The sequence below is a fragment of the Candidatus Gastranaerophilales bacterium genome (assembly GCA_028693235.1).
GTDB lineage: Bacteria > Cyanobacteriota > Vampirovibrionia > Gastranaerophilales > Gastranaerophilaceae > JAQUVW01.
Window position 1 is genome coordinate 66,794 of the sequence record JAQUVW010000003.1, and the last position, 24,352, is coordinate 91,145.

The window sequence follows — 24,352 nt, forward strand, 5'->3', positions numbered from 1 at the left end:
TAAGATTATAACATTGAGGAACGAAAATGGAAAAAATATTACTAACAGGCAAAAGCCAAGAAGAAATTTTAGCTTTGACACAAAAGATGGGAGCAACCCCATATAGAGCAAAGCAAGTGTATCAATGGATATATCTAAAATCTGCAAATACATTTGAAGAAATGACTAATCTACCAAAAGATTTTAGGGCACAATTAGATGAAAAATTTACACTGTCATCAATGTCTGTTAAAGACAAACAAGTCAGTAGAGATGGTACTATAAAATATCTTTTTGAACTTAATGACGGGAATTTTACAGAATCAGTATTAATGAGATTTGACAACAGAGCAAATCTGACTGCCTGCATTAGTTCTCAAGTGGGCTGCCCTATGGGGTGTGATTTTTGTGCAACAGGTAAATTAGGATTTAAAAGAAATTTAAAAACTGAAGAAATTATTCAACAAATTCACCTTATACAAAACGATACAAATTTAAAAATTACCAACATTGTTTTTATGGGGCAAGGTGAACCTTTGTTAAATTTCAACAACGTAATAAACGCAATGACTATTTTTAACAAAGACTATCAAGTCGGCTCTAGGAGAATGACGATTTCAACATGCGGAATTATTCCACAAATAAACAAACTTGCAGACCTAAACACGCAATCAACGCTGGCAATTTCGCTCCATTCTTCAAACCATCAAACCAGGGCAAGAATAATGCCTGTAGAGATGAAATACCCCATCGACGATTTAATTAAAACACTTAAATCTTACACTCAAAAAACAGGTCGCAGAGTAACTATTGAATACACTTTAATTAAAGGCGTAAATGATTCTATCGATGATGCCAAAGAATTAGCGTTACTGCTTACAAACCTAAAAAGCAATGTTAATCTCATCGTGTATAATGCAAATGAATTTTGCAAGTATCAAAAACCTGACAAAAAAGATGTAATGAAATTTAAATATATTTTAGAAGCTTCAGGCAAAAAAGTTACCGTAAGACTTGAACGTGGTGGCGACATTGATGCAGCCTGTGGGCAACTTAGTGCAAAAACCAATAGCCCGAAAAAGTAATAAATGCTATAATTCCACATATGGCAACAATTTTTGAAAAAAATTTAACAGCAATTTCTCGTTATGATGATGAACTTGCAAAAAAAATAGAAAATATTCAAAAAGTTGACAACAACTTTGAACTTTCAGAAACTATTTTAAAAGAGCCAAATCTTTTGTATAACGGCATTAGCGTCCATTCCGAATCTGGTGCAGACAACGAAGCCTTGAGGATTTTTAATGCGTCAAAAGATTCTCCCAAAAGCGTTCATGTTATATATGGGCTTGGGCTTGGATACTTGTTAAAAATATTCGCAGAAAAAAGCCAAGGCAAAATCATATTATATGAGCCGAATTTGGAATTTTTGCGTATCGTGATGGAAATTGTCGATTTTTCAGACATACTTCAAAAAGAAAATATTATTATATGCAGCACCACAGAAGCTTTATATCAAGCACTTGTAATATTATCCAATAGAAATTCAAATATTAAACTTAACTTTTTAAATTTTCATAAAAATTTATTTGCCAACGATATTGAAGCCTTTAATCAAAAATTATCAAGGTTATATTCGCAAACACTTGATGGAAAAAATTTTTCAAAAAACAACGCCATGAGATTTCTTCTTTCAACTTTAAACGGATTTAAAAACAAAATAGAAGCTATTCCATTCAAAGAACTTGAAAACAAAGCTCAAGGGATAGCAGCAATAATTGTTTCAGCGGGGCCTTCTTTACACAAAAATCTTGAAGCTCTAAAAAAGCTAGAAAACAAAGCTCTAATATTTTGCATCGCCCCCGCTTTAAATACAATACTTGAGGCAAAAATAAAACCTGATTTTATAAATGTGATTGAGCCATACGACACATCTTCACAGATAAAAAGGCTCAATACTGCAAATTTAAACATAATCGCTGAACCATTTACAAACAAAGGTTTCTTTGAAATTGACAATAAAACAACTTTTATAACATTTTCAGACTCATCTCCAATAAACAAATGGTTTTCAGACCTTACAAAACAAGACCCAAAAGGCTACGAAGCAAATGGAACAGTATCCTATCAGGCATTGAACTGTGCAAAATTACTGGGCTGCAACCCGATAATTTTATTAGGGCAAGACCTCGCTTACACAGATGAGAATTGTTACTCAAAGAATTCACCCTATGCCACATTAAAATGCAGAAAAAAAGCCAATTGTATAAAACCGCAAATAATTGCAGATGATATTGACGAATTTGCAAATGCACTTTTAGGCAACCCTGATATACCATCTGAACTAAAACGACAAATTGCACAGTCAAGAATTGACACACTAAACAAAAGTCTAACATTAGTTAAAAGCCAAGATGGAGAGCTAATTCCGACAGAATTGGGATATGCATGTTTTATAGATTACATTCAAGATTTTGCTGAAAAAAATACTAATCTTGAATTAATAAATACATCAACAGGAGGTGCTCAAATTGACGGTTTTAAAAATATAAGTCTTAATGATATAACCTTAAACACCCAAAAGCCAAATGTTGACAAATTTATACAAAATATAAACTATGAACCGAATATAAACAATATTTTAAAAAAATTGAAACTCGACTCAGAAAAATGTAAAACTGCATTAACTCAATCTGAAAAAGGATTAAAAGAAACAATTACTACAAAAAAACTCCTCTCAAAGCACAATATATTGGACGAAAATGCAATAAAATCAATAAAAACAACGTTAAATTTTTATATGGATTTTATACAAAACACAATTGGGGACAATCCTCTTTTAAATGCAGCATGTATAAAAGAACAAGACATGATAAATCAGCATATTTGCCAAACAAATTCGACAAATATAATTGCGGATATCCCATATCTAACAGATGATTTACAAGGATTTTTTGAAATCACAATAACAAATATTTCAGCTATAGCGAAGCTTTTAGACGAAATAAACCAATCATTAGCAAAAAACAATCAAATTGAAAAAATTTAATACTTGTCATTTCTTATTTTTACATATAAAATAGAAAATGAATTATATCCTATGCAAGTTACGGAGAGGAATTACATTTTTACTTGCAACATAAAAGGGGCTAACCTAAATGTATATTAATAAGTGCACTAAATGTGGAGCAGAGTTTGAGACAAAGAACCCTAAGCGTGTTATTTGTCCTAATTGTTTGTATCCTGAAAAAAAATCCACAGAATCTCAATCTGGAACTGAGGCTGAAAAGCCTGTACAAAGAGCATCCTATAGTTCTGAAGCCGAGTACGGTGACAGAGAACGACGTCCTTATAATGCTGATAGAGGCGGTGTCAGACCTCAATACAACAGCTACAATCGTGATAGAGGCGACCGACCTTATAACAACAATTATAATCGTGACCGTGGTGGCGACAGACCTTACAACAATTATAACCGTGACCGTGGTGGCGACCGACCTTATAACAACAACTACAACCGTGACCGTGGTGAGCAGCCTGCTGACAGACCATACAACAACTATAACCGTAGCGACCGTGGTGGTGACAGACCCTATAACAACTACAACCGTGACAGAGGTGACAGACCTCAATACAACAACTACAACAGAGGCGATCAGCCAGCTGACAGACCATACAACAACTATAACCGTGGCGACCATGGCGGTGACCGACCTTATAACAACTACAACCGTGGCGGTGGCAACAGACCTCAAGGCGGATTTAACCGCAGACCTGGTTTTAACAGAAGACCTCAAAGACCTAAACAACTTTTGGTCAGCAAAGAACAACTTGAACAAATTGAAATACTTTATAAAAAAACTTTACCTTTGCCAAATCCTGATATTCACGAAGTTATTGGCTCTGCTATTGATTTGGAAGCAAGAAAAGTATTCTTTGGTATCAATTTAATCAGACAAAAAATGATGCTACCGAAACTTCCTTTCCCAAAAAGAAAATTGGCAGTTTCACCAGATCAACTAATGGCAATAAAAGCACTTTATGAACCATTACTTCCATTGCCTCCAATCGGCTGTCACAAGATTATCGCTATCCAATTGAAAATGGACGAATGGCGAGTTCATGTAGGTATCGGACTTGTCAGGAAACAAATGGGACTTGACCGTTGGAATCCTGATAGACCTGATGCACCTGAGGAATTTAAGAAAAAAGATTAATCATGGAAAATCTTATTTCAGTTGCTAAAATAGTGAATTTTCACGGAATTAAAGGTGAAGTAAAAGTCGGCTTTACAAAAGGTAAAGACGAGCAAATAGCTTCTACAAAATGCTTTTACCTAAAAGTGAACGACTCGACAACTAAACTAATTGTCAATTCAGTCAAATTTCACAAGGGGTATGCAATAATTAAATTTGATGAAATTAACTCAATTAACGACGCCGAAAAATACAAAGGATTCAACTTGTATCTTGAAGAATCACTGGTCAAAAATAATCTTGCTCAAGATGAGTATTTGGTTAGCGATCTCCAAGGTATAGAGGTATTTGATACTGACAACAAAAAAATCGGCGTGGTTTGCTCCGTTGGAGAAAATAACGCAAATGACCTACTTACAGTTATCGACACAAATGACAAAAAACACTTAATTCCATTCGTAAAAGACCTCGTTCCTTATGTTGATTTAAAAAACAGAAAATTGATTATTAACAACATAGAAGGACTTATAAATTGAATTTTAATGTCTTAACTCTGTTCCCAGAATTAATCAAACAATCTTGCAATCATAGCATTATAAAACGTGCTAAAGAAAATAATTTTATACAAATAAATACAATAAATCCTCGTGATTTTACCCTTGATAAGCACAAAAAAGTTGATGATTCACCATATGGTGGCGGAGCAGGCATGGTTTTGGCATGCCAACCTTTTTTAGATGCATTAAAAAGCATAGAAAAAATCGATAATGCTGAAACAATAATACTAACTCCTCAAGGTGAAAAATATACACAACAGATTGCTTGGGAATTTGCAAAAAAAGACCAACTAAACATAATTTGCGGTCACTACGAAGGTTTTGACGAAAGAATCAGAACATTATCTAAAGCAAGAGAAATTTCTTTAGGAGATTTTGTTTTAACTGGTGGCGAATATCCGGCATTATGCATTATAGACAGCGTTTCAAGACTTATCAAAGGGACACTTGGAGATGATGATTCGGCAAAATTCGACAGTCATTCAGAAGGTCTTTTGGAATATCCTCAATATACAAAACCTCGTTCATACGAAAATTTAGATGTCCCGGAAGTAATACTCAACGGGAATCACGCCGAAATCAACAAATGGAGAAGACTGCAACAATTTATCAGGACTAAACAAAAACGCCCCGATATGTGGATTAACTTTTTAAAACAAAATTTATCTAAAATTGACATTAAAATATTAAAAGAGTACAAAGATATTTTAGAATAAATTGAACATTATTTTTTAAGTGCTAAAATCATATTTGGAAATTTGAGAGAATATGTAATGAAAGTATCGTTGATAAAAAACGGCAAACTAGAAATAGCCGAATTAGACAGACCAACATTAAATAAAAAAGGTGCAATCGTAAAAGTAAACGGTTGCGGGCTTTGTGGTTCTGATTTAGTAAAATTAAGAACAGGTAAAGCAAAAGAAGGCACTGTTTTAGGGCATGAAATTGTCGGAGAGATTGTTGAAATAAATTCTGATACAAATTTTGAATTGGGAGATAGAATAATACTTGGACACCACGTGCCATGTTTTGATTGCCACTATTGCTGGGGTGAAAATTACTCCATGTGCAAGCAATTCAAAGAAACAAATATTCTCCCGGGGGGCTTCGCTGAATACATTTTCGTGTCAGAACTACACTTATTAAACACAGCTTTTTGCCCTTCAAATCATCTTTCTGATGAAGAAGCATCTTTCTTAGAACCATTAGGATGTTGTGTAAGAGCCGTAAAAAGAAGCGAACTAAAACCAGATTCAAACATTTTGGTAATTGGATTAGGCTCAATAGGACTCTTAATGGGACAAGCCGCAAAAGCCTTAGGATATAAAGCTTATGGTTGTGACCTATTAGAAGAAAGGGTTAATCTTGCATTAGAACTTGGGTTTGAAAATGCCTTTATTTCTCAAAATGACGAGCAGGTTGAAAAGATAATTAAATCTAAAATTTCCCCTATAGGAATGGATGCAATTTTTATGACATCAGGTTCAGACAAAACTTTAAACCTTGCACTAAAAGCCATTCGTGACGGCGGCACATTGACAATCTTTTCAAGTATAAAAACAGATGCCGGATTTAAAAATAACGACATCTATTATAGAGAACTAAGAATACTTGGAAGTTACTCACCATCACCCATGGATTTAGAAGATTCCTTTAATTTTTTAGAATCAGGAAAAGTAAAAGTTCACAACTTATCCACACACTACAAAATTGATGACATAAATAAAGCAATAAACGATACTGTTAGTAACAAAATATTGAAAGCTTACATTGAATTATGAAAATGAAATCGGTACAATTTTACGCTCCTCAAGATATAAGATACGAAGAAGTAAACATAAAAGACCCAAATCCTAACGAAGTCTTAGTGAAAATCAAAGCTGCTTTAACCTGCGGTACAGACTTGAAAACATATAGACGAGGACACCCCGTTTTAATAAAAAAAACCCCATCCGGTTTTGGGCATGAATTTTCCGGAATAATTGAAAAAGTCGGAAAAAACGTAACCGATTTTCAAGTAGGTGACAGGGTTGTAGCTGCAAATTCAGCCCCTTGCGGAAAATGTTTTTTTTGCAGAAAAGGTGAATACAATTTATGCGAAAATTTAAGTTTTCTAAATGGTGCTTATGCCGAATATATCACAATTCCTGAGCAAATTGTCAAAAAAAATCTGATAAAATTGCCTGACGATTTAAGCTTTGAAAAAGCCGCTTTTTCAGAACCTTTAGCAAATGTTGTACACGGTATTGAAAGAACGGGAATTAAAGAAGGTCAAACAGTTGGCATTGTAGGAATAGGACCAATAGGCTTAATGTTTGCAAAACTTGCAAAGCTAAAAGGAGCCAGAGTAATTGCAGCAGGAAGAAACCCATTAAAGCTCAAGCTTGCAAAAGAGTTCGCAGGAGTTGATGAGGTTGTCGATTTGAAGAAATACCCCAACCCTGAAAAAATATTTTTAGCTTTCTCTGAAGAAAAAAAAGGACTTGATGTAGCAATTGAATGCGTTGGGCAACCTGAAATTTGGGAAAGAATGTTCACTTTTGTCCGAAAAGGCGGAATGGTGCATCTTTTCGGAGGTTGCAAAGGTGGTACAAGTATTAACATTGACACTAGGCGTCTACATTATGATGAAATAAAAGTAATTAGCGTTTTCCATCACACACCAAAATACTTTAGGCAAGCTTTACAGCTTATTGCTGACGGGAAGGTTGATGTAGAGAAACTAATAACCTTAAGAATGCCGCTTGAATTTACCAAACAAGCACTCGAAATGCATGCCAAAGGTGAAGCAATAAAAGTACTTTTGACGCCATAGCAGCTATTTATTAAGTTTTGTAAAGTTAAATTTTATTATACAATAATCAAGGAAATTAGCCGTTTGGAACCCCAACAGACTAATTTTAAACACAAAAAACAAGATTTTTGTTAGAATTTTCATATCCAACTAGCAAATTATTTTTTGAGGCTTGTTGAGATATATGTGTAGGCTAATGGAAAGTGTAAACATGAAAATAGGTTTAAATGAACACTTGGCCTTTAGGGGCAAACAAGGAATGGTGGGGTCAAATACGACTCAAGTGCAGTATGGTGCACAGCCAATCAGAGAGAATTTACAAGGAATTAATACGACCGCGAGTGAGATGAGAAATGCTACGAGCGGTCGTTTAAGTTTTAAAGGTGCATCAAGTACACTTAATAAAGGTGCTTCTGAATTTGCACAAAATATGGGCGAAAAACTTGCTTATTCAAAAAGTGCCCAAAAATTATTAACTTGGGTCAACAACAATAAAATGCTATCAGAAGCGATATTCGCTGTCGCTCTAACTTGCGTTTTAAGACCTCTTACAATTATGATTACACCTTCAAAAGATGAAGAAAATAAACAAAAAAACAGATATGCAGCTGCAAAATCAGTTTCTTCCGGTTTAATCGGCTTGGGTGCTACATTCTTGATATCTCAACCATTTAAAAGCGGAACTGATGTTGCTAAAAAACAATTAAAAGCTAATAACCAAATTATCGACGGTGATTATATCCCATCTTATGCGGAATATTTAGCAAAATCTAAACTTTCAAAAACTGCACCTGAAACTTTAAAAGAAGAATTAATTACAAACGTTAGAACTGCTTTCAAAAAATCAACTATTTCAAAACTTGAAGACGCAGGTCAAGCAATAGTTGAAGACGAAATAATGAAAAAAGCTCCAACTACTGAAACTATTGATACTTTACTTAAAAAAGCAAAAGATTTGGTTTCTGACAAAGATTTGGACAAAATGTTAGACAAAATCCAACATCCTAAAAAAGTAGCGGAAGCCGCTGCTGATGGAGCCAAAGATGTAACAAAACAATTAACGAAAACTTTAGAAAAAAGATTATGCAATTATGAAAGTACCGTCGGCGGTGTCCTAGAAAGAGTACACTCACCTGTATTCTTGCCATTAAGAGCTATGGCAACTATCGCTTTAGTCCCGATTATCTTAGGTGCCTTGGGAATTAAGAAATCACCAAGCAAACCAAAAGAAGCTGTCACAACTGCTTCAAACCAACCACCAGCTCAATCAGCTCAACAAGCTGCACCTATTCAAAATGCGGCAACGCCTCTACCTCCAAATATGGAAGTAAAACAAGTGTTCCAAAGCTTTGCAGGAGTAACAAAATAATGAAAATTACAAATTCTACTATTAATTACGCTCAAAATGCTAATTTAGACAAGTTTAAAAAACCTTCTTCTAAAAACCAAAGTTTTGGTCACAAACTTCCAAACTACGATGATGTGCTCAAAACAGTTGGTAAACCTTTAGGCAAAGGACTTGCTGGGTTGGCTGAAAAGTCCGGCTTCCAAAAAGCTGTTGGTAAATTTTCTAAATGCAGCAATTCTTACAAACATTTGCTAACATTGGAAAGCTTCATCATAACAGGTTTCTATATGTTTAATACATCAAGAAACAAAAAAATGGAAAAAAATCAAAAGTTCCCATTGATGCTAAACGACTTTTTAGTAACAGCATTTGCAACTGCTGTAGGATATGCTGTTGATGGAAAAATCAATAAAACGGTAAGCGATGTAACAGATTGCTTTAAAGAATCAGTAAAAAACAAAACGATTATGGAAACAGGCATCTTATCAGCTGTACCTAAAGACAAATTAAAAGCTGCTGCCGGTTCAATAAAAAAAGACGGCTTGAAAAAAGGAATTGACGGTTTAATCGAAAATATCAGCTCAGTAGTTGATGAAAGCACAGCAAAAGCCGTTAGAAAAGGATTAACTGACAATGCGGTTTCTGGTGCATCTGACGCAGTAACAAAATCATTAAAAAACATTGACAAAGCAGCCAGAGGTCTTTCTGCCGCTAAGTCGCTCGTAATCTTCGGATTTATCTACAGATACTTAGGACCGGTTCTTATGACACCTATTGCAAACAAATTAAGTTCTAAAATTCAACATAGAAAAAAAGCAAACGCAGAAGGTGCACAACCAGCAGCGGCTCAACCAACAACAACTCAAGTAACTGCTCAAAATGCAAAACAACAAGAAGAAAAGCCCCAAACTGTAGCTCAACAAGCTCCGCAACAAGCCCAACCGGCACAAAATACCAAACCGGAAGTTCACAAAGAACACGATGATGACCATGATCATGATGACCACAAAAAAGACAAAAAAGATGATTAGATAATTAAAAACAGGGATTTTTTAAATCCCTGTTTTTTTGTATAAATTTTTAAATTTAAACATAATCAATAACATCAAGAGGATATTCAAACATTATTTCTTCTTTTGCTATAACAGAAATGTTTGGTATAAATTGAGATAGAACAATAAAAAGGACATGTCTTACTGCCATTGGTGCAACCAAAACGATATCTTGCAAATCTAAATCATTTTTCTTTATAGATGATTTTATGCGAGAAGCAATTTTTTCAATTTTTGAACTTTCAATTCTAACAACATCATCTGTATCTGTAGCTTTTGTCAAATATGCAGTCATTTTTTCATCCAGAGCAAATGCTTGAATTGTACTATTTTTTGTTGCTACAGAACGGCAAATTTGTCTAGCCAGAGCAATTCTAAGCCTTCCTAACAAATCTTCTTTTGAGGGTTCATCTGCAAAATCATTAATTTTCTCAAATACATACATAATATCTTTTATAGAAACTTTTTCTTTGACAAGATTTGCTAAAATGTATTTTAACTCTGCTATAGAGAGATAATCGGGTATAATATTTTCGATTAAGTACAAATTTTGATTTCCGACTATTTCAATATAACGATTTACGTCAGAATAATCAAAAATTTCTTCAATATGCTTAGTCACGACAAACTCAATTGCACGGGATATATATTCTCTCGGTTCAAGCCCTTGAGTCCAATAATCTTTTGTTTTAGATTTTTCTATCCAAACAATATTTTTACCTGTAATATAGTCGATTTCCTTAATTGAGTCTTTTGGCAACTTAGAGACAGCCAAATCGTCACGGAAATACATAATATGTCCAGAATAAGCAGTGGCTCTAAAGACAGGGATACCACGAACATTTACAAAAAACTCATTTGCTTGCAAGTCATCATCTTCGGTAATCATAATTTTGGGAATAATATAACCGAGTCTTTCAGTGAAATCTTGTCTAACTTTCACAATTTGTGCAATGAGATTTGCTTCACTGTCAGGATTGACAATATCAAGAAGTTCTTCTGATAAAGCAATACTTAATTTATGTTCGCCGAGTTTATGTTCCATCACATCAGGGGACATAATCTGTAATAATTTCTTTTTTAAATCAGATAATTCTTTTAAGGTAACAGACATTTCCACATTCAAATCAGCTCTACTATCTTCTGAAGTAGAATCCAAAAAAGACTTAATCTGTGCAATTTTTTGTCTTTTATCACGTATTTTTTTCTGAATATCAAGGCAGATATCAATAGGCTCCAGAGCAGGGTTCATTATTCTTTCCATTTTAGATTTAAAGCCCAAGAAATCGAGTGAATCATCATCGTCATCTTCAGGAGAAGAATCTTTTACAAAAATACAATTAAAATTGATAGAATCATCGTTTTCTGCTTCATGCATAGAATACAATTCCCAACCGAGTTCTGACATTGAATTAAGCAAAGTTTCCAACTGTTCAACATCGTCACAAGGACAAGATTTGATGCAATATTGTGCATGCGACTGTTTAATCATTAAAACTACCTCATAAAACTATTCTGCATTTTAATCATAACATTTTTCGCAGAGAATTTCATCTCTTATTTATATATATAGCCTTTTGCTGAAACGTCGACATTATTATATTTTACGATAAAAAAGCCTTGCCCTGAATCCAAAATCTCAGCACGCATTTTTGCTTGTTGTTTCAATTTATAATTTTCGTATTCTTGTTTAGCTTGTCTATATTTTCGATATCGTTTTTTCTGATTTTCAGATTCTATTTTATTCAAATATTCTTGTTCTTCTTCAAGCTCTTGTTGAGTTTTTTGAGCAATCACAACATCAAAAGCAGGAATTTTAGCTTTAAGAATATTACTTTGAATAAGTAACAAAAACTTTTTGTCATCAGACAATGCAATGGAATAATAGCCATCAGATAAAAAATCACCTGTATTATCATATATTTTTTCAGGAAGAACAATCACCGGATATTTTGAAGACTCATAAGCATGGGTATAAATAGTCTTTTGATTGTCCATCACCCCCGAAGGACAACTTGGATTTGGCAACAAATCCTCCGGATTATTGAGTTTTACCGCAATCATGTCCATGTTCATAATATAATATTATCATATAGTCACATTAAAGTATTGTTCAATTTATACAAAGTGGCTATAATTAAAAACATAGTTCTAAATAATCAGAAACAGAGGATAAAATGAACGATAGACAAATTTTAAACTACGTACCTACTGTCATTGAAGCTTCATCCAGAGGTGAACGCTCATTTGATATTTTTTCAAGACTTTTAAGAGAAAGAATTATTTTCTTGGGAGAAGAAATTGACGATGAAATGGCAAACTCAATAGTTGCTCAACTCTTGCTTTTGGACAGCGAAAATCCAGAAAAAGACATTATGATGTATATTAACAGCCCTGGAGGTGTTATTACTGCAGGTATGGCAATATTTGACACAATGAAGCATATCCGTGCCGATGTAAGTACAATCTGTATCGGGGAAGCAGCAAGCATGGGAGCTTTCCTACTTTCCGCAGGTACAAAAGGTAAAAGGATGTCACTTCCACACTCCAGAATAATGATTCACCAACCGTTAGGCGGTGCAAAAGGACAAGCTTCTGATATTGAGCTTGAGGCTAAAGAAATTTTAAGAATGAAAAACACCTTAAATTCATTGCTCGCAAAGCATACCGGTCAACCAATTGAAAAAATAAAAGAAGATACAGAACGTGACCACTATATGGGTGCAGATGAGGCCGTCGAATACGGTTTAATAGACAAAGTTATTGAAAGCGTTAATCAAGCATAATATATTAAACATTGCAAAAAGACAAAAGAGTGCTCATTCATTTAGCACTCTTTTTATATTGTATAAGTGTAAAATAATTAGGATTGCGATTGAAGAATTTCTCTATTCATAGTATCATTAAGCCACGATGTTTGATAATTTATCAGAAAGATTACAAGAAATAATAAGAAAAACTTCAGGTAATGACACATTAACTGAAGAAAACATGCAAGATGCCTTGCGAGAAGTTCGCAGAGCATTACTTGAAGCTGATGTAAACTTAAAAGTTGTAAAATCTTTTATAAGCACAATAAAAGAAAGAGCTGAGGGAGAATCCGTTTTAACTAGCGTGAGCCCAACTCAACAACTCATAAAAATTGTCCATGATGAACTCGCAAATTTACTCGGGAAAGAACAATCCACGTTAAATTTGGAGGGAAATCCTGCTTTAATTATGATGCTCGGATTGCAAGGTTCCGGAAAAACAACTTCCAGTGCAAAATTGGCAATGAAGCTATCAAAAGAAGGTAAAAAACCTCTTTTAGTCGCAGCTGATGTCTATAGACCTGCTGCAATTTCTCAGCTTAAAACACTCGGAGAACAAACAAATACAACCGTATACACCATAGATGGTTCTAAAGATGTCCAAAATATCGTTAGCTCTGCAATCAACTATGCAAAAGAAAATAATTTTAATCCTGTTATAATAGATACCGCAGGACGTTTACAAATCGATAACGAAATGATGGCTGAACTTTTAATTATTGATAGAGTATTCCAGCCACAAGAAAAACTCCTCGTAATTGACGCAATGACAGGTCAAGAAGCTATCAATATTGCGGAAAACTTTAATCTTCAATTAGAGATTTCTGGCGTCATTTTAACAAAACTAGACGGCGACTCCCGTGGTGGTGCCGCTTTAAGCGTCGTACACTGCACTAACAAGCCCATAAAATTTACAGGCATGGGCGAAAAAATAGAACCGCTTAATGATTTTTATCCTGCAAGAATGGCTGACAGAATCTTGGGGATGGGCGATATCGTTTCTCTTGTTGAAAAAGCTCAAGAAGTTTTTGACGAAAAACAAGCTGTTGAACTTGAAGCAAAAATGAAAAAAGCCGAATTTTCATTCGATGACTTTTTAAAAATGCAAAAACAAATGAAAATGTTCGGCTCTATTGAAAATATCTTGGGAATGTTGCCAATACCCGGGCTTAACAAAGAAAACAAAGAAGCCATCGCAACAGAAGGTGAAAAACAATTCAAAAAAATCGAATCTTTTATCTCAAGCATGACACCAAAAGAACGAGCTAACCCTGAATTAATAAATTCCAGCAGAAAAAAACGAATATCTGCAGGCTGCGGACTGCCTATGCATGAGATTAACCAAATCATCACTCAATTTGACCAAATGAGAAAGATGATGAAAGGATTCTCGGACGTTAAAGAAAAAGTTAAAAAAGGCAAACTTAAAATCCCAAAAGGAATGGGTAATATGCCAACAGGATTTGGCAAAGGATTTCCCTTTAAGTAGCCCGACTTTGACGATTGTGCTAAAATAGTATATGAATATTTTAAGTTGGATAAATAGAAAAATATATTTAAGAGAGACAAAATGGTCAAAAAAGCAATGATAATGGCGGCTGGCGTAGGTTCAAGATTAGACCCGTTGACCCAAAATATTCCAAAGCCTTTGGTTCCAATAGCCAATATTCCCCCAATGGATATTTTACTTAAAAATCTTTCTAAATCTGGAATCAAAAATATTATTGCAAATACATTTTACCTTGGTGATAAAATTAACGAAAAATACAGAAACTCTGATATTGATTGCTCTATAGAATTTTTAAATGAAACAGAATTATCAGGAACTGCCGGCGGCGTAAAAAAATGCCAATTTTTCTTCGATAAGAATGAAGATTTTATTGTCATGTCAGCTGACGGGGTCACTGATATCAATATTATAGAGGCAATTAACGCTCACAAATCATCTGACGCCATTGCAACAATGGTAACCAAAAATGTTGATAAAAACGAAGTAAATAAATTCGGTGTAGTCGTAATTGACGACAAGGGATTTATTCAAGAATTTCAAGAAAAGCCATCTATTACAGAAGCTAAAAGTACTTTAATCAACACCGGAATTTATATTTTCAAATATGAAATTTTTAACTTTATTCCTAAAAATACGACTTACGATTTTGCTAAAAACGTTTTCCCGAATATACTTGCAAACGGGATTAAAATAAATACTTATACAACTGACTGCTATTGGAGCGATATCGGCTCTTTAGAACAATATATAGAATCAACTCATGATATTTTGAATAAAAAAATAACTATTCCTGATGTCGATATAGAAATCACATCAACTTATAAATTAGTCAAAGGAAAAAATACATTTATAGCTGACAATGTAACTCTTTTAAACGATATCGTTATCGGGGATAATTGTTATATTAACGGAAACGTAACTATTGATAACTCTATAATTTGGAATAATGTCAAAATAAAACCTAACGTCCAAATAAAAAATTGCATTATAGACTCTGGAGCTATTGTCAACCAGTCAATTGAAAACGAAATTTTTGAATGTAAAGAACTTATATAAAAGGACAAAAAATATGATAATAATAATGGAACCAAACGCAACAGAAAAAGAAATTCGAAATGTTGTAAACCACCTTGAAAAAAAAGAATTTAAAACAATCATAAACAAAGGTGATGTTATGACGGTCATCGCTGCAATTGGCGATAAAAGACTTATTGAGCCACACGCAATAGCTTCTTTTGAAGGTGTCAGACGTGTAAAACTTATCCAAGAGCCCTACAAACTTGCTTCAAGAGAAGGACGCTCTCAAGATACTGTAATTGAATTTAGTAACGGCGTAAGAATCGGTGGACTTGAAAAACCAGTAATGATGGTTGGACCATGCTGCGTCGAAGAAGATATCAACGGGCTTTTACAAGTTGCAGACGCAGCAAAGGAAATGGGCTGTCAATTTCTTAGAGGTGGTGCATTTAAACCAAGAACTTCACCTTATGATTTTGAAGGACTAGAAGAAAAAGCACTGGAATACCTTGCTATCGCCAGAGAAAAAACAGGTCTTTTAGTTGTTACAGAAGTTATGGACACTCAAGAATTGTCATTGGTTGAACAATATGCTGACGTTATACAAATCGGAGCCAGAAATATGCAAAACTTCAAATTGCTAAAAGCTGTCGGCAAATCAACAAAGCCCGTACTTCTAAAAAGAGGTGGAGCAGCAACAATAAGAGAATTTTTACTCGCTGCAGAGCACATCATGTGTAACGGCAACGACAAAGTTATTCTTTGCGAAAGAGGAATAAAAGGTGTAGACAATAACTACAGCAGAAATACTATGGATATTGCATCTGTACCGATTATCAAAAAATATTCACACTTGCCAGTAATCGTTGACCCTAGTCATGGAACCGGCAGAAGATATTTAGTAGAGCCTATGGCAAAAGCAGGACTTATAGTCGGTGCTCATGGCGTTATGATGGAAGTACATCATGATCCTGAAAACGCATCTTCTGATGGAGCTCAAAGCCTTAATATTAAACAATTCAAAGAAGTTGCTAAACGCCTTAATAAATTAATCGGTAGGATTGATTACGACAACAAAGCATTGGCTCAAGCCAATAAATAGAAAAATAGGTATAAATTGTATAAATTTGATTTTGAACTTGATGACTTTCAAAAAGAAGCTGTCAATTATATAAATGACGGCAAAAGTATTGTCGTTTGTGCTCCTACAGGAGCCGGAAAAACTTGTATTGCTGAACATGCTATACACAAAGCTCTAGAAGACGGAACAAGAATATTCTATACTACTCCGCTGAAAGCTCTTTCAAATCAAAAATTTACTGACTTCGGAACAAAATATGGCGAAGATAAAGTCGGACTGCTAACCGGCGACACCTCAATTAACCGTGATGCACAAATTGTTGTCATGACAACAGAAGTCTTTCGTAATATGCTTTACGGCACAAATTTGGGCTCAATTGCTGAAAACATTAAAAATGTTAAATACGTAGTTTTAGACGAAGTTCACTATATGAATGACGAACAAAGAGGAACCGTATGGGAAGAAAGCATTATCTATTGCCCTCCCAATATCCAAATTATCGCATTAAGTGCAACTGTTGCAAATTCTCAACAATTATGCGACTGGATAAACACCGTCCATTCTAAAACACAACTTGTCTATACAGACTTCAGACCGGTTCCGTTAAGATTTTTCTACTACGATTCATCAAAACCGAACGATATTTTGCCCCTTTTAACACCAGACGGTCAACTTAACAAAAAAATTAAACCTGAAAAAAAACAAAAAGGATTTAAAAGAAACTTTGGACTAAAAAACACAGCAAAAGATGTAATATCAGTTTTACATGAAAAAAATATGCTACCTACAATATATTTCACTTTTTCAAGAAAAAAATGTGATGAACAAATGGAAAAATGTTCTGATTTATGCTTGGTTTCAAAAGATGAAGCAAAAGAAATCAGAAAGATTGTCGACACGTACTTAAAAGAAAATCCATATTTAGCAAAAAATAAACATTTAGATTACATATACTGCGGCGTTGCCTCACACCATGCCGGATTGCTTCCGGGCTGGAAAGTCTTGATTGAAAAGTTATTCCAAAAAGGTTTAATTAAAGTTGTATTTTCAACGGAGACACTTGCTGCAGGTATAAACATGCCGGCAAGAACAACCATAATTAGTGCAATAAGCAAGAGAACCGACTCTGGACACAGAATATTAACTGCAAACGAATTTTTGCAAATGTCAGGACGTGCTGGTCGTCGTGGAATGGATGAAATCGGGTATGTCGTAGTTGTCGGAACTCCTTTTCAAAGCCCTGAGGAGGTTGCAGAGCTTGTTACAAGCAACTCAAACCCATTAGAAAGCCGTTTTGCACCGAGCTATTCAATGGTATTAAATCTGCTTCAAAAATTCACCGTAGAAGAAGCTCAACAACTTATCTTAAAAAGTTTCGGATATTTTTCTTCAACAGACAGGCTAAAGCCTCTTCTTTCGCAAGAAGAACAAATGTCACAAACCTTAGAAAAATTAAAAGGTTTCAAATGCCCTTACGACCTGTCAAACAAAGACTTGATTGATTTCAACAAGCTTAAAGAAACTTTTGTAACTTACCGCAAATTAACAAAAACATTGATTAAGCAAGCAAAGGGGCGGGGCGAAAAAGATGCTCCCGAAGTCAATGAATACATGGCAAAAACTAAAGGCTTCCAAAACCAGTTGAAAGGTTATCAATGCGACATCTGCAGAAACTATAAAAAACACATGAAAGACCTTGAAGTAGTAGAAAGATACGAAAAAAGATATAAACAATTATCTAAAAATATTGAAAATGAAAAAGATATTTATTGGAGAAATTTCATTTCGCATATGAATGTATTAAAAAATGCAGGCTACATCGTTGATGATTACCCGACCGAAAAAGGAAAAACATGTTCAGCATTAAGAGCTGAAAACGAATTATTTCTATCAGAAGTAATTTTAAAAGGAATTTTAGACGAGCTCTCACCAGGGGAACTTGCAAGCGTTATTTGTGCTGTAACAACAGAAGATTTAAGGACAGAAGTCTATGCTCAACAACCAATTAGTACAAATGTAAAACGAGCACTCAACAAAATTAAAGATATAAGGAAACGTGTCGCAGTTTGGCAACGAGATGAGGATATTAAAACTGAAATGTATATAAACTCATTCTACTCACCATTAATTGAGATGTGGGTAAACGGTAGCGATTGGGACTTTATCATCAACCAAGTTGAGCAAGCTGAAGGCGATATCGTAAGATGCTTCAAAAGAACAATTGATGTTTTGCGTCAACTTTGCGTTGTACCGAATGTGCCCGAATCAATCGCATTAACAGCGAAAGAAGCTATCATGAAAATACAACGCGAACCAATTGACATTGACTAACGAATATAATGCCCGAACTTTTGTTGAAAAGGAACAAATGTATTGGGTACATTACTGCTAAAAGCAAATTTTGAGTCTAATTGCTGCTTAAATGACCGTTTGTCATAATCGGCAAATGATTTATAATCTTTTAACTCCTCCATTGTCAACATGCTTGAAATTCTCAAAGCTTGGCGTTGCTGCCCAGTAGTATATATTTCAGCAAGTGCACTTGGTATAAACCCTACAACGGCACCTAATGCAGTATATAATCCTTTGCATTTTGTAGCTTTGACTGTCTTTGCCAATTTATCACCAAGAAAGCCTCCAATAGCTGTCGATGCAATTTCAATAGGAGCCAACGCTATTTCAGACAATGCCTCAATGCTTTCAGATAACTTTTGATTATTGTCTTCGACAGAATTTATAGTCATAAAAGTGTTACGTTGCAACAAACGTGCATCGTCTTGTTGTTCATCTGTTAATTGGATTTTGCGTTTTGCTTTTATATTTTCTTTTAACAAAGGTAAATCTTCAGCCCTAAACCTTTTATATTCTTTCATTTCAGCACAAATTCTTTTAACAAACGGAATAATCCCTTCTTTCGTCTTTTGGTTTTCATTTTTAGCATCATTAACGTTGCTCAAATCCTCGTCACTATAGACATTGAAGTCTTTTTTATTATTAACCAAGTCTGTAAGGTTTTTGTATCGGACAGACTTAATTGCTCCATTTTGAAACTTTGCAAGATTTTTATTCAAAAGCATATATGTAAGCAATGGAATCCCTAAAGACAATGCTTTGTTTGCTATAGGATTTTTTATATGAAGTGCTTTAACTGCAGTATCAGAGAGCAAATACTCCAAAAAGCCACCAACAAACAAAGAGCCGTATCCGACATTTACAATTTTTTCAACTCTTTCTAAATCGTCTTGGGAATTTAAGTCAACTTGTTTTAAAATATTTTGAAAAATTTGCTTATCTTCTTTTGCTGTCTTTTCATCTTCAAGTGACAAAGGCTTATTAAAATATGCTTCAGATTTTTTCAAATTAGTTTCATATTGCTCTTTTTGAGCCAAATAATGTTGTTTACCTTTCAATAAGTCTTTCACTTCGTTAATAGATTTTGGTATATTTATTCTATCTAAAGCATCTTGAATAGTATCTGTAAACTTAGCTTCTTCGTTAGATTTTACAGATTTATTATTAGAAGCTACAGTATTTTTAACTTCTTGTTCTTGAGCATCATTTAAAACTGAAAAATCATGCATATCAGAAAGTTCATTTTGCATAGTTTCAAATTTTGCTCTACGAGTTGCACCTATTTGATTTTTTACAAAATCAGTAACGGTCGGGATATAGACAAAAGCAGAAACAACTGCCGCAACGCCTGTAAGAGCCTTAGAAACAGGTATTTTAAACTTACCGATTTTTAATTCCGCTTTATCATATTTTTGCAATAAAGAAGCTGATTTTTTTGCAATTTGTGAATTTTCACTATGTTTTTCTAAAGCAGGTATAGTCTTTTTGATTAAAGTAGGGATAGACGTGACGGCAGACAAACCGGCAAGCAATTCTATTTGCAAAGTTTGAAAAACGGCCTCAACATCTTCCGCCTTGGATTGTGCAATACTATCCAAAACAAGCATTGAATCAGCAACAACTCGTGCTTTTTTTTGGGACAAATCAATATTAGAATCCAAATTTTTCCCCTGGGAGTTTAGAACCTGGCGTTTGTTGTCCAAATTATTTTGTTCATTTTTCCAATTATTATATGGAGTTTCATATCCCCTAAAAAGTCTGTATGTATCAAGTATTGTCAACTCATATATCGCCTTTATTATGCTATAAGTACATACATTTTAAATTGAAAAAATATTTTTTTTGCGTTTTGAGAGAATAACGTTTATAAATATTAACAAAATAGGGCTCAATTAGCTTTAAAATCAATATTGTTTGGGTTATCATAATAATAAATTATCGATTGAGAAGGAATATAATAAATGTCATTAAACGTTTACTTGGGGATAGATGTAGGTTCTGTAACAACTAAAATAGCTTTAGTTGATGAAAAAGGAAAATTTGTCGACAGTTACATGGTTCGCACATCAGGTCAACCTGTTAAAGCTGTCCAAACGGGTCTTAGACATATTATAGAACAAGCACTTTGCGAATACAGCGTTATGGGAGTAGGGACTACAGGAAGCGGAAGAAACTTGGCAGGAGCTCTTGTTGGTGCAGATATTATAAAAAACGAAATCACAGCACACGCTGTAGCTGCAAGCACTTATGTACCAGGCGTTCAAACAATTTTGGAAATAGGCGGTCAAGATAGTAAAATTATTATATTAAGAGATGGAATAGTTACAGACTTTGCGATGAACACTGTTTGTGCTGCAGGAACTGGAAGCTTCTTGGACCAACAAGCCTCAAGACTTAATGTACCTATCGAAAACTTTGGCGATGTGGCTTTGAAATCCGAATCACCAGCAAGAATCGCAGGGCGTTGTGGCGTTTTCGCAGAAAGTGACCTCATCCATAAACAACAACTCGGTTATCCAGTAGAAGACCTTTTGTATGGACTTTGCCAAGCTTTAGTTCGTAACTATTTAAGCAATTTGGCTTTAGGTAAAGAAATTTTACCAACCGTAACTTTTCAAGGTGGCGTAGCGACTAACAAAGGTATGGTTAAAGCATTTGAAGAAGCTTTGAATACAAAAATTGTTGTTCCTGAAAATCACCAAAATATGGGTGCAATCGGTGCTGCTTTGCTCGCTATGGAAAACCACCAATATACCGAAACTCCTACAACTTTTAAAGGTTTTGAAGTCGGTGAAATGACATTTAATTCGTTTACAAACCAATGCTCAGGCTGCTCTAACAGTTGCGAAATTATCACAATTGTTGAAGGTGAAGTTTCAAACCATGAACTTTTAAAAGCAAAAGACGCACACCAAAATATTATTGCTCGTTGGGGTGGCACTTGCGGAAAATGGGATATATAAACTAAACCATAAACCGACTGAATACTTTATAAAATATATAAAGCGACATTATTATAAAAAGCACGCCGCTCATTTTCATAAGTATTTCCGTGAATTTTATCATTGCTCTTAAATTTTTAAGCATCGAAGTAAATAAACCGCAAATTATGACAATTAAACTTTGTCCCAAAGCAAATAAAAACAACATTGCGACAGAAAACAAAATATTTGCAGATAATGATGCCATAGCCATAATTGACGCTAATATGGGTGATGAACATGGCGTAGATGCTAATGCAAAGAATAATCCGACTAACGCAGGATATACAAAATAACTATTGCCTTTCGTCTGGGGAAACTGCTTAACCAAAGTCGGAAAAGGAATGTCCACTACCCCTAATATATTAAGCCCGAACAACATTATCAATGATGCCAAGAGCAAAATCCATATCGGAGATGAGAACCCAATGAAAGCCTTACCGGTAAGAGCACAGGCGACTCCAATGATACTAAGCATAACAGACAAGCCAAAGGCGAAAGATACTAATTGAATAGCGATTTTTTTATTTCCGTCTTTCGCATAGCCTCCGATATATCCAATAACCAAAGGTAAAACACCTAAGCTACACGGTGACAAAGAAGCCAACACTCCACCCAAAAAGGACACCAACAAAATCAACCACGGCATATTGCCGGATTGAACAAAATGAGTTAATGTTGAAATCAAATTATCCATCAATTAACGCCTTTAGTTTTTTTTCAAGCTCTGATTGTGTCATAGAGCCTTCTGTTCTCATTTTTTGTTGTCCTTTTGAATCTAAAAATATCATTGTCGGAACCAAATAGATTTTATTTTTTTTGACTAAAGATTGAATTTTTGGATCAGCAGATGCCGCATCTAACTTCATAAAAGAAATTTTGTCTGTATATTTTGGCTCAACAACAGCAATAATTTTTTTAAGTTTTTGACAATCAGAACACATTGCTGAGCTGAATATCATAACCACAGGCTTATCCCCGGCTTCGGCAACTGAAATTATATCGGAATTTTTTTTGTTATCTAAAGTAATATATGCAATAACCGGCAACAATATTACAAGTAAAATTATGACCAAATTTTTCATAGACTCTCTCCCTTGTCTTATGTAAATTCTAACACAACTTACTATAACATATTACCGCCGGATATTGCATAGTCGGTTATTTTTAAAGCTATACTTTTAAATGTCTTCGGGAATATACAATTCTTGTGCATTTAATGCTGCTCGGATTTCATAATAACTTTTCTTTGCATATGTAATTGACTGATATTCTCTTACAATGTTTATTACATCATCTGTCGAAACTTTTACAATTCTTCTTCCTTTTGGATTTTCAATTATTGTAGCCATTTTCTCTCTCCTTTGTAATAAAGATATCGACACAATTCTCCAAAAGGTAAATATAATCAGCGATTTGGTTTAAAAATCATCATACAAAATATAATTATCATAATAAGAATCTCACAAATACCTCAGATGTAAATAGCTAACCAGTCCATGTTTTTTACTCGTGTGTCTAATTTTCGAATAGCTTTTAGTCAGCTACAATACTTTCGAGACATAAGTAGAGTTAGAAGGTAACAAGACTATGAACAATTCCATACTTACAGCACCAAGCGTAGAAATGAAAGATTTAGAATCACTATTTATCGAAATGACAGGCAAAAATTGCAATTTAAAATGTAAACACTGCTATATAGAATTTAATGAACAGAAAAAAATTAAAGATTTCATTCCGCTGGATAAAATAAAAAATGCACTAATAACCTTGAAAAATGAAAAACTAAAATTTATACATCTCTCTGGAGCGGAGCCAATGCTTCATCCGGATTTTAATTCAATACTTCGATATTGTCTAAAGCATACATCAGTCGTAATTCATACAAACGGTATGAGCATTAATGACAAAAAAGCAAGATTCCTAAGAAAAGTTGAAGAAGAAAATGATGCCGGTCACGAAATAATTTTTCGTATCGGAATCGACAATTTTGACGAAAGAAAAAATGACGAATTAAGAGGCAGAGGTGCCTACAGAAAAGCCATACATGCAATACAAAGCCTTGTTAAATACGGTTTCAATCCGATTTTAACAATCGTCAATTACTGGAACATGGACGAAAATGAAATAATCGACAATTTCAAATTAGTTTTTAACAAATTTGACATAGAAACAGACGAAATAAACTACAACATTGTCCCCTATATGAACAAAAACGAGCTTGCACAATCTCAACAAAGCACAAATTACGACCTTTCCATGCTTGATTGTGCAAAAGGCAGAGTCTTGACGAACTCAGGCATCTACAACTGCCTATTGCTAATTGGCGACCACCGAGGAAGGTGTGGCTCAAACTTTGAAGAATATTCAAAGAAAAATTATCTTGAAACAAATTTTTGTTCACAATGTATAAAAAACAAGCAGCCATTATTCTCTTTAAGACTTAATAAATCTTAATTAAAGTTGAATTGTAAACGAATATTAAGTATTTATTTTTGATTTTTATAAATATTTTTTAAATACAAAAAATATAAACAATATATACTATCTACCTATCAAAGCCTGTTTTTTGGATAATAAATACACCTAATATCCAATAATATCAGGCTTTTTCTCTAATTTCGCTTATTTTAAAAAAACAAAAAGGAAAAAGCAATTCTCTATTTTAATTTGTT

General features: G+C 34.2%; 22 protein-coding genes. 16 read left to right on the forward strand and 6 right to left on the reverse strand.

Translation table 11 applies throughout. From position 1 onward, the window contains the following. Nucleotides 1-26: 26 nt before the first annotated feature. The 9 genes from rlmN to PHV37_05825 all read left to right on the forward strand — a co-directional run bounded on the left by rlmN (nt 27) and on the right by PHV37_05825 (nt 9,905). Nucleotides 27-1,064, forward strand: coding sequence for a 23S rRNA (adenine(2503)-C(2))-methyltransferase RlmN (gene rlmN, locus PHV37_05785; GenBank protein ID MDD3237592.1), 1,038 nt, complete (start codon nt 27-29; stop codon nt 1,062-1,064). A gap of 20 nt (nt 1,065-1,084) precedes the next feature. Next, the gene (locus PHV37_05790) at nt 1,085-3,028 is read left to right on the forward strand and encodes a DUF115 domain-containing protein (protein ID MDD3237593.1); all 1,944 of its coding nucleotides are present in this window, start codon (nt 1,085-1,087) and stop codon (nt 3,026-3,028) included. Between the two features lie 109 nt (nt 3,029-3,137). Continuing rightward, on the forward strand, nt 3,138-4,196 hold the full coding sequence (locus PHV37_05795; GenBank protein ID MDD3237594.1) for a hypothetical protein: 1,059 nt from the start codon (nt 3,138-3,140) through the stop codon (nt 4,194-4,196). 2 nt (nt 4,197-4,198) lie between these two features. Beyond that, nucleotides 4,199-4,711 (forward strand): ribosome maturation factor RimM, encoded by a 513-nt coding sequence (rimM, locus tag PHV37_05800; GenBank protein ID MDD3237595.1) that lies wholly within the window; start codon nt 4,199-4,201, stop codon nt 4,709-4,711. Further along, on the forward strand, nt 4,708-5,448 hold the full coding sequence (trmD, locus tag PHV37_05805) for a tRNA (guanosine(37)-N1)-methyltransferase TrmD (GenBank protein ID MDD3237596.1): 741 nt from the start codon (nt 4,708-4,710) through the stop codon (nt 5,446-5,448). Before rimM ends, trmD begins: the two co-directional genes overlap by 4 nt. A 57-nt stretch (nt 5,449-5,505) precedes the next feature. Continuing rightward, nucleotides 5,506-6,513 (forward strand): alcohol dehydrogenase catalytic domain-containing protein, encoded by a 1,008-nt coding sequence (locus tag PHV37_05810; GenBank protein MDD3237597.1) that lies wholly within the window; start codon nt 5,506-5,508, stop codon nt 6,511-6,513. Nucleotides 6,514-6,515: 2 nt separating this feature from the next. Then, on the forward strand, nt 6,516-7,547 hold the full coding sequence (locus PHV37_05815) for an alcohol dehydrogenase catalytic domain-containing protein (GenBank protein MDD3237598.1): 1,032 nt from the start codon (nt 6,516-6,518) through the stop codon (nt 7,545-7,547). 190 nt (nt 7,548-7,737) lie between these two features. Beyond that, the gene (locus tag PHV37_05820; protein ID MDD3237599.1) at nt 7,738-8,895 is read left to right on the forward strand and encodes a hypothetical protein; all 1,158 of its coding nucleotides are present in this window, start codon (nt 7,738-7,740) and stop codon (nt 8,893-8,895) included. Beyond that, complete coding sequence (locus PHV37_05825) at nt 8,895-9,905, forward strand: hypothetical protein (protein MDD3237600.1); 1,011 nt, start codon at nt 8,895-8,897, stop codon at nt 9,903-9,905. Before PHV37_05820 ends, PHV37_05825 begins: the two co-directional genes overlap by 1 nt. A gap of 55 nt (nt 9,906-9,960) precedes the next feature. Here the strand turns inward: PHV37_05825 and PHV37_05830 are convergent, their stop codons facing one another. After that, nucleotides 9,961-11,418 (reverse strand): FHIPEP family type III secretion protein, encoded by a 1,458-nt coding sequence (locus PHV37_05830; protein MDD3237601.1) that lies wholly within the window; start codon nt 11,416-11,418, stop codon nt 9,961-9,963. A 65-nt stretch (nt 11,419-11,483) separates the two neighbouring features. After that, nucleotides 11,484-12,002: a hypothetical protein gene (locus PHV37_05835; protein MDD3237602.1), complete on the reverse strand. Its 519-nt coding sequence runs from the start codon at nt 12,000-12,002 to the stop codon at nt 11,484-11,486. Nucleotides 12,003-12,103: 101 nt separating this feature from the next. On the opposite strand from PHV37_05835, the gene clpP reads away from it, so the two are divergent. From clpP to PHV37_05860, 5 genes are all read left to right on the forward strand, one after another. Continuing rightward, nucleotides 12,104-12,712, forward strand: a complete 609-nt coding sequence (gene clpP / locus PHV37_05840) for an ATP-dependent Clp endopeptidase proteolytic subunit ClpP (protein ID MDD3237603.1) — start codon at nt 12,104-12,106, stop codon at nt 12,710-12,712. 127 nt (nt 12,713-12,839) lie between these two features. After that, on the forward strand, nt 12,840-14,225 hold the full coding sequence (gene ffh / locus PHV37_05845) for a signal recognition particle protein (protein ID MDD3237604.1): 1,386 nt from the start codon (nt 12,840-12,842) through the stop codon (nt 14,223-14,225). An 81-nt stretch (nt 14,226-14,306) separates the two neighbouring features. After that, nucleotides 14,307-15,302 (forward strand): NDP-sugar synthase, encoded by a 996-nt coding sequence (locus PHV37_05850; GenBank protein ID MDD3237605.1) that lies wholly within the window; start codon nt 14,307-14,309, stop codon nt 15,300-15,302. A 13-nt stretch (nt 15,303-15,315) separates the two neighbouring features. Then, the gene (gene aroF / locus PHV37_05855; GenBank protein ID MDD3237606.1) at nt 15,316-16,365 is read left to right on the forward strand and encodes a 3-deoxy-7-phosphoheptulonate synthase; all 1,050 of its coding nucleotides are present in this window, start codon (nt 15,316-15,318) and stop codon (nt 16,363-16,365) included. A gap of 15 nt (nt 16,366-16,380) precedes the next feature. Next, entirely contained in the window at nt 16,381-18,675 is a 2,295-nt protein-coding gene (locus tag PHV37_05860) for a DEAD/DEAH box helicase (GenBank protein ID MDD3237607.1), read from the forward strand. On the opposite strand, the gene PHV37_05865 is transcribed toward PHV37_05860, so the two are convergent. Further along, nucleotides 18,672-20,477: a hypothetical protein gene (locus PHV37_05865; GenBank protein MDD3237608.1), complete on the reverse strand. Its 1,806-nt coding sequence runs from the start codon at nt 20,475-20,477 to the stop codon at nt 18,672-18,674. The two genes, PHV37_05860 and PHV37_05865, sit on opposite strands and share 4 nt — an antisense overlap. Before the next feature lie 180 nt (nt 20,478-20,657). Between PHV37_05865 and PHV37_05870 the strand changes: the two genes are divergently transcribed. After that, nucleotides 20,658-21,659: an acyl-CoA dehydratase activase gene (locus tag PHV37_05870; protein MDD3237609.1), complete on the forward strand. Its 1,002-nt coding sequence runs from the start codon at nt 20,658-20,660 to the stop codon at nt 21,657-21,659. A gap of 1 nt (nt 21,660) precedes the next feature. On the opposite strand, the gene PHV37_05875 is transcribed toward PHV37_05870, so the two are convergent. The 3 genes from PHV37_05875 to PHV37_05885 all read right to left on the reverse strand — a co-directional run bounded on the left by PHV37_05875 (nt 21,661) and on the right by PHV37_05885 (nt 23,029). Beyond that, nucleotides 21,661-22,374 carry a cytochrome c biogenesis CcdA family protein gene (locus tag PHV37_05875; protein ID MDD3237610.1) on the reverse strand — a complete coding sequence of 238 codons (714 nt, stop codon included), beginning with the start codon at nt 22,372-22,374 and terminating at the stop codon, nt 21,661-21,663. Continuing rightward, nucleotides 22,367-22,762 carry a thioredoxin family protein gene (locus tag PHV37_05880; protein MDD3237611.1) on the reverse strand — a complete coding sequence of 132 codons (396 nt, stop codon included), beginning with the start codon at nt 22,760-22,762 and terminating at the stop codon, nt 22,367-22,369. Before PHV37_05880 ends, PHV37_05875 begins: the two co-directional genes overlap by 8 nt. A 96-nt stretch (nt 22,763-22,858) precedes the next feature. Further along, a complete protein-coding gene (locus tag PHV37_05885) occupies nt 22,859-23,029 on the reverse strand; it encodes a hypothetical protein (protein ID MDD3237612.1) in 171 nt (56 codons plus the stop codon). A gap of 238 nt (nt 23,030-23,267) precedes the next feature. Between PHV37_05885 and PHV37_05890 the strand changes: the two genes are divergently transcribed. After that, a complete protein-coding gene (locus PHV37_05890; protein ID MDD3237613.1) occupies nt 23,268-24,134 on the forward strand; it encodes a radical SAM protein in 867 nt (288 codons plus the stop codon). Nucleotides 24,135-24,352: the final 218 nt, after the last annotated feature.

Bases quoted from the DNA above. Each gene is read 5' to 3' on its own strand.
- rlmN (MDD3237592.1), top strand. From the start codon at position 27: ATGGAAAAAATATTACTAACAGGCAAAAGCCAAGAAGAAATTTTAGCT.
- PHV37_05790 (MDD3237593.1), top strand. From the start codon at position 1,085: ATGGCAACAATTTTTGAAAAAAATTTAACAGCAATTTCTCGTTATGAT.
- PHV37_05795 (MDD3237594.1), top strand. From the start codon at position 3,138: ATGTATATTAATAAGTGCACTAAATGTGGAGCAGAGTTTGAGACAAAG.
- rimM (MDD3237595.1), top strand. From the start codon at position 4,199: ATGGAAAATCTTATTTCAGTTGCTAAAATAGTGAATTTTCACGGAATT.
- PHV37_05810 (MDD3237597.1), top strand. From the start codon at position 5,506: ATGAAAGTATCGTTGATAAAAAACGGCAAACTAGAAATAGCCGAATTA.
- PHV37_05815 (MDD3237598.1), top strand. From the start codon at position 6,516: ATGAAATCGGTACAATTTTACGCTCCTCAAGATATAAGATACGAAGAA.
- PHV37_05820 (MDD3237599.1), top strand. From the start codon at position 7,738: ATGAAAATAGGTTTAAATGAACACTTGGCCTTTAGGGGCAAACAAGGA.
- PHV37_05825 (MDD3237600.1), top strand. From the start codon at position 8,895: ATGAAAATTACAAATTCTACTATTAATTACGCTCAAAATGCTAATTTA.
- PHV37_05830 (MDD3237601.1), bottom strand. From the start codon at position 11,418: ATGATTAAACAGTCGCATGCACAATATTGCATCAAATCTTGTCCTTGT.
- PHV37_05835 (MDD3237602.1), bottom strand. From the start codon at position 12,002: ATGAACATGGACATGATTGCGGTAAAACTCAATAATCCGGAGGATTTG.
- clpP (MDD3237603.1), top strand. From the start codon at position 12,104: ATGAACGATAGACAAATTTTAAACTACGTACCTACTGTCATTGAAGCT.
- ffh (MDD3237604.1), top strand. From the start codon at position 12,840: ATGTTTGATAATTTATCAGAAAGATTACAAGAAATAATAAGAAAAACT.
- PHV37_05850 (MDD3237605.1), top strand. From the start codon at position 14,307: ATGGTCAAAAAAGCAATGATAATGGCGGCTGGCGTAGGTTCAAGATTA.
- aroF (MDD3237606.1), top strand. From the start codon at position 15,316: ATGATAATAATAATGGAACCAAACGCAACAGAAAAAGAAATTCGAAAT.
- PHV37_05870 (MDD3237609.1), top strand. From the start codon at position 20,658: ATGTCATTAAACGTTTACTTGGGGATAGATGTAGGTTCTGTAACAACT.
- PHV37_05875 (MDD3237610.1), bottom strand. From the start codon at position 22,374: ATGGATAATTTGATTTCAACATTAACTCATTTTGTTCAATCCGGCAAT.
- PHV37_05880 (MDD3237611.1), bottom strand. From the start codon at position 22,762: ATGAAAAATTTGGTCATAATTTTACTTGTAATATTGTTGCCGGTTATT.
- PHV37_05885 (MDD3237612.1), bottom strand. From the start codon at position 23,029: ATGGCTACAATAATTGAAAATCCAAAAGGAAGAAGAATTGTAAAAGTT.
- PHV37_05890 (MDD3237613.1), top strand. From the start codon at position 23,268: ATGAACAATTCCATACTTACAGCACCAAGCGTAGAAATGAAAGATTTA.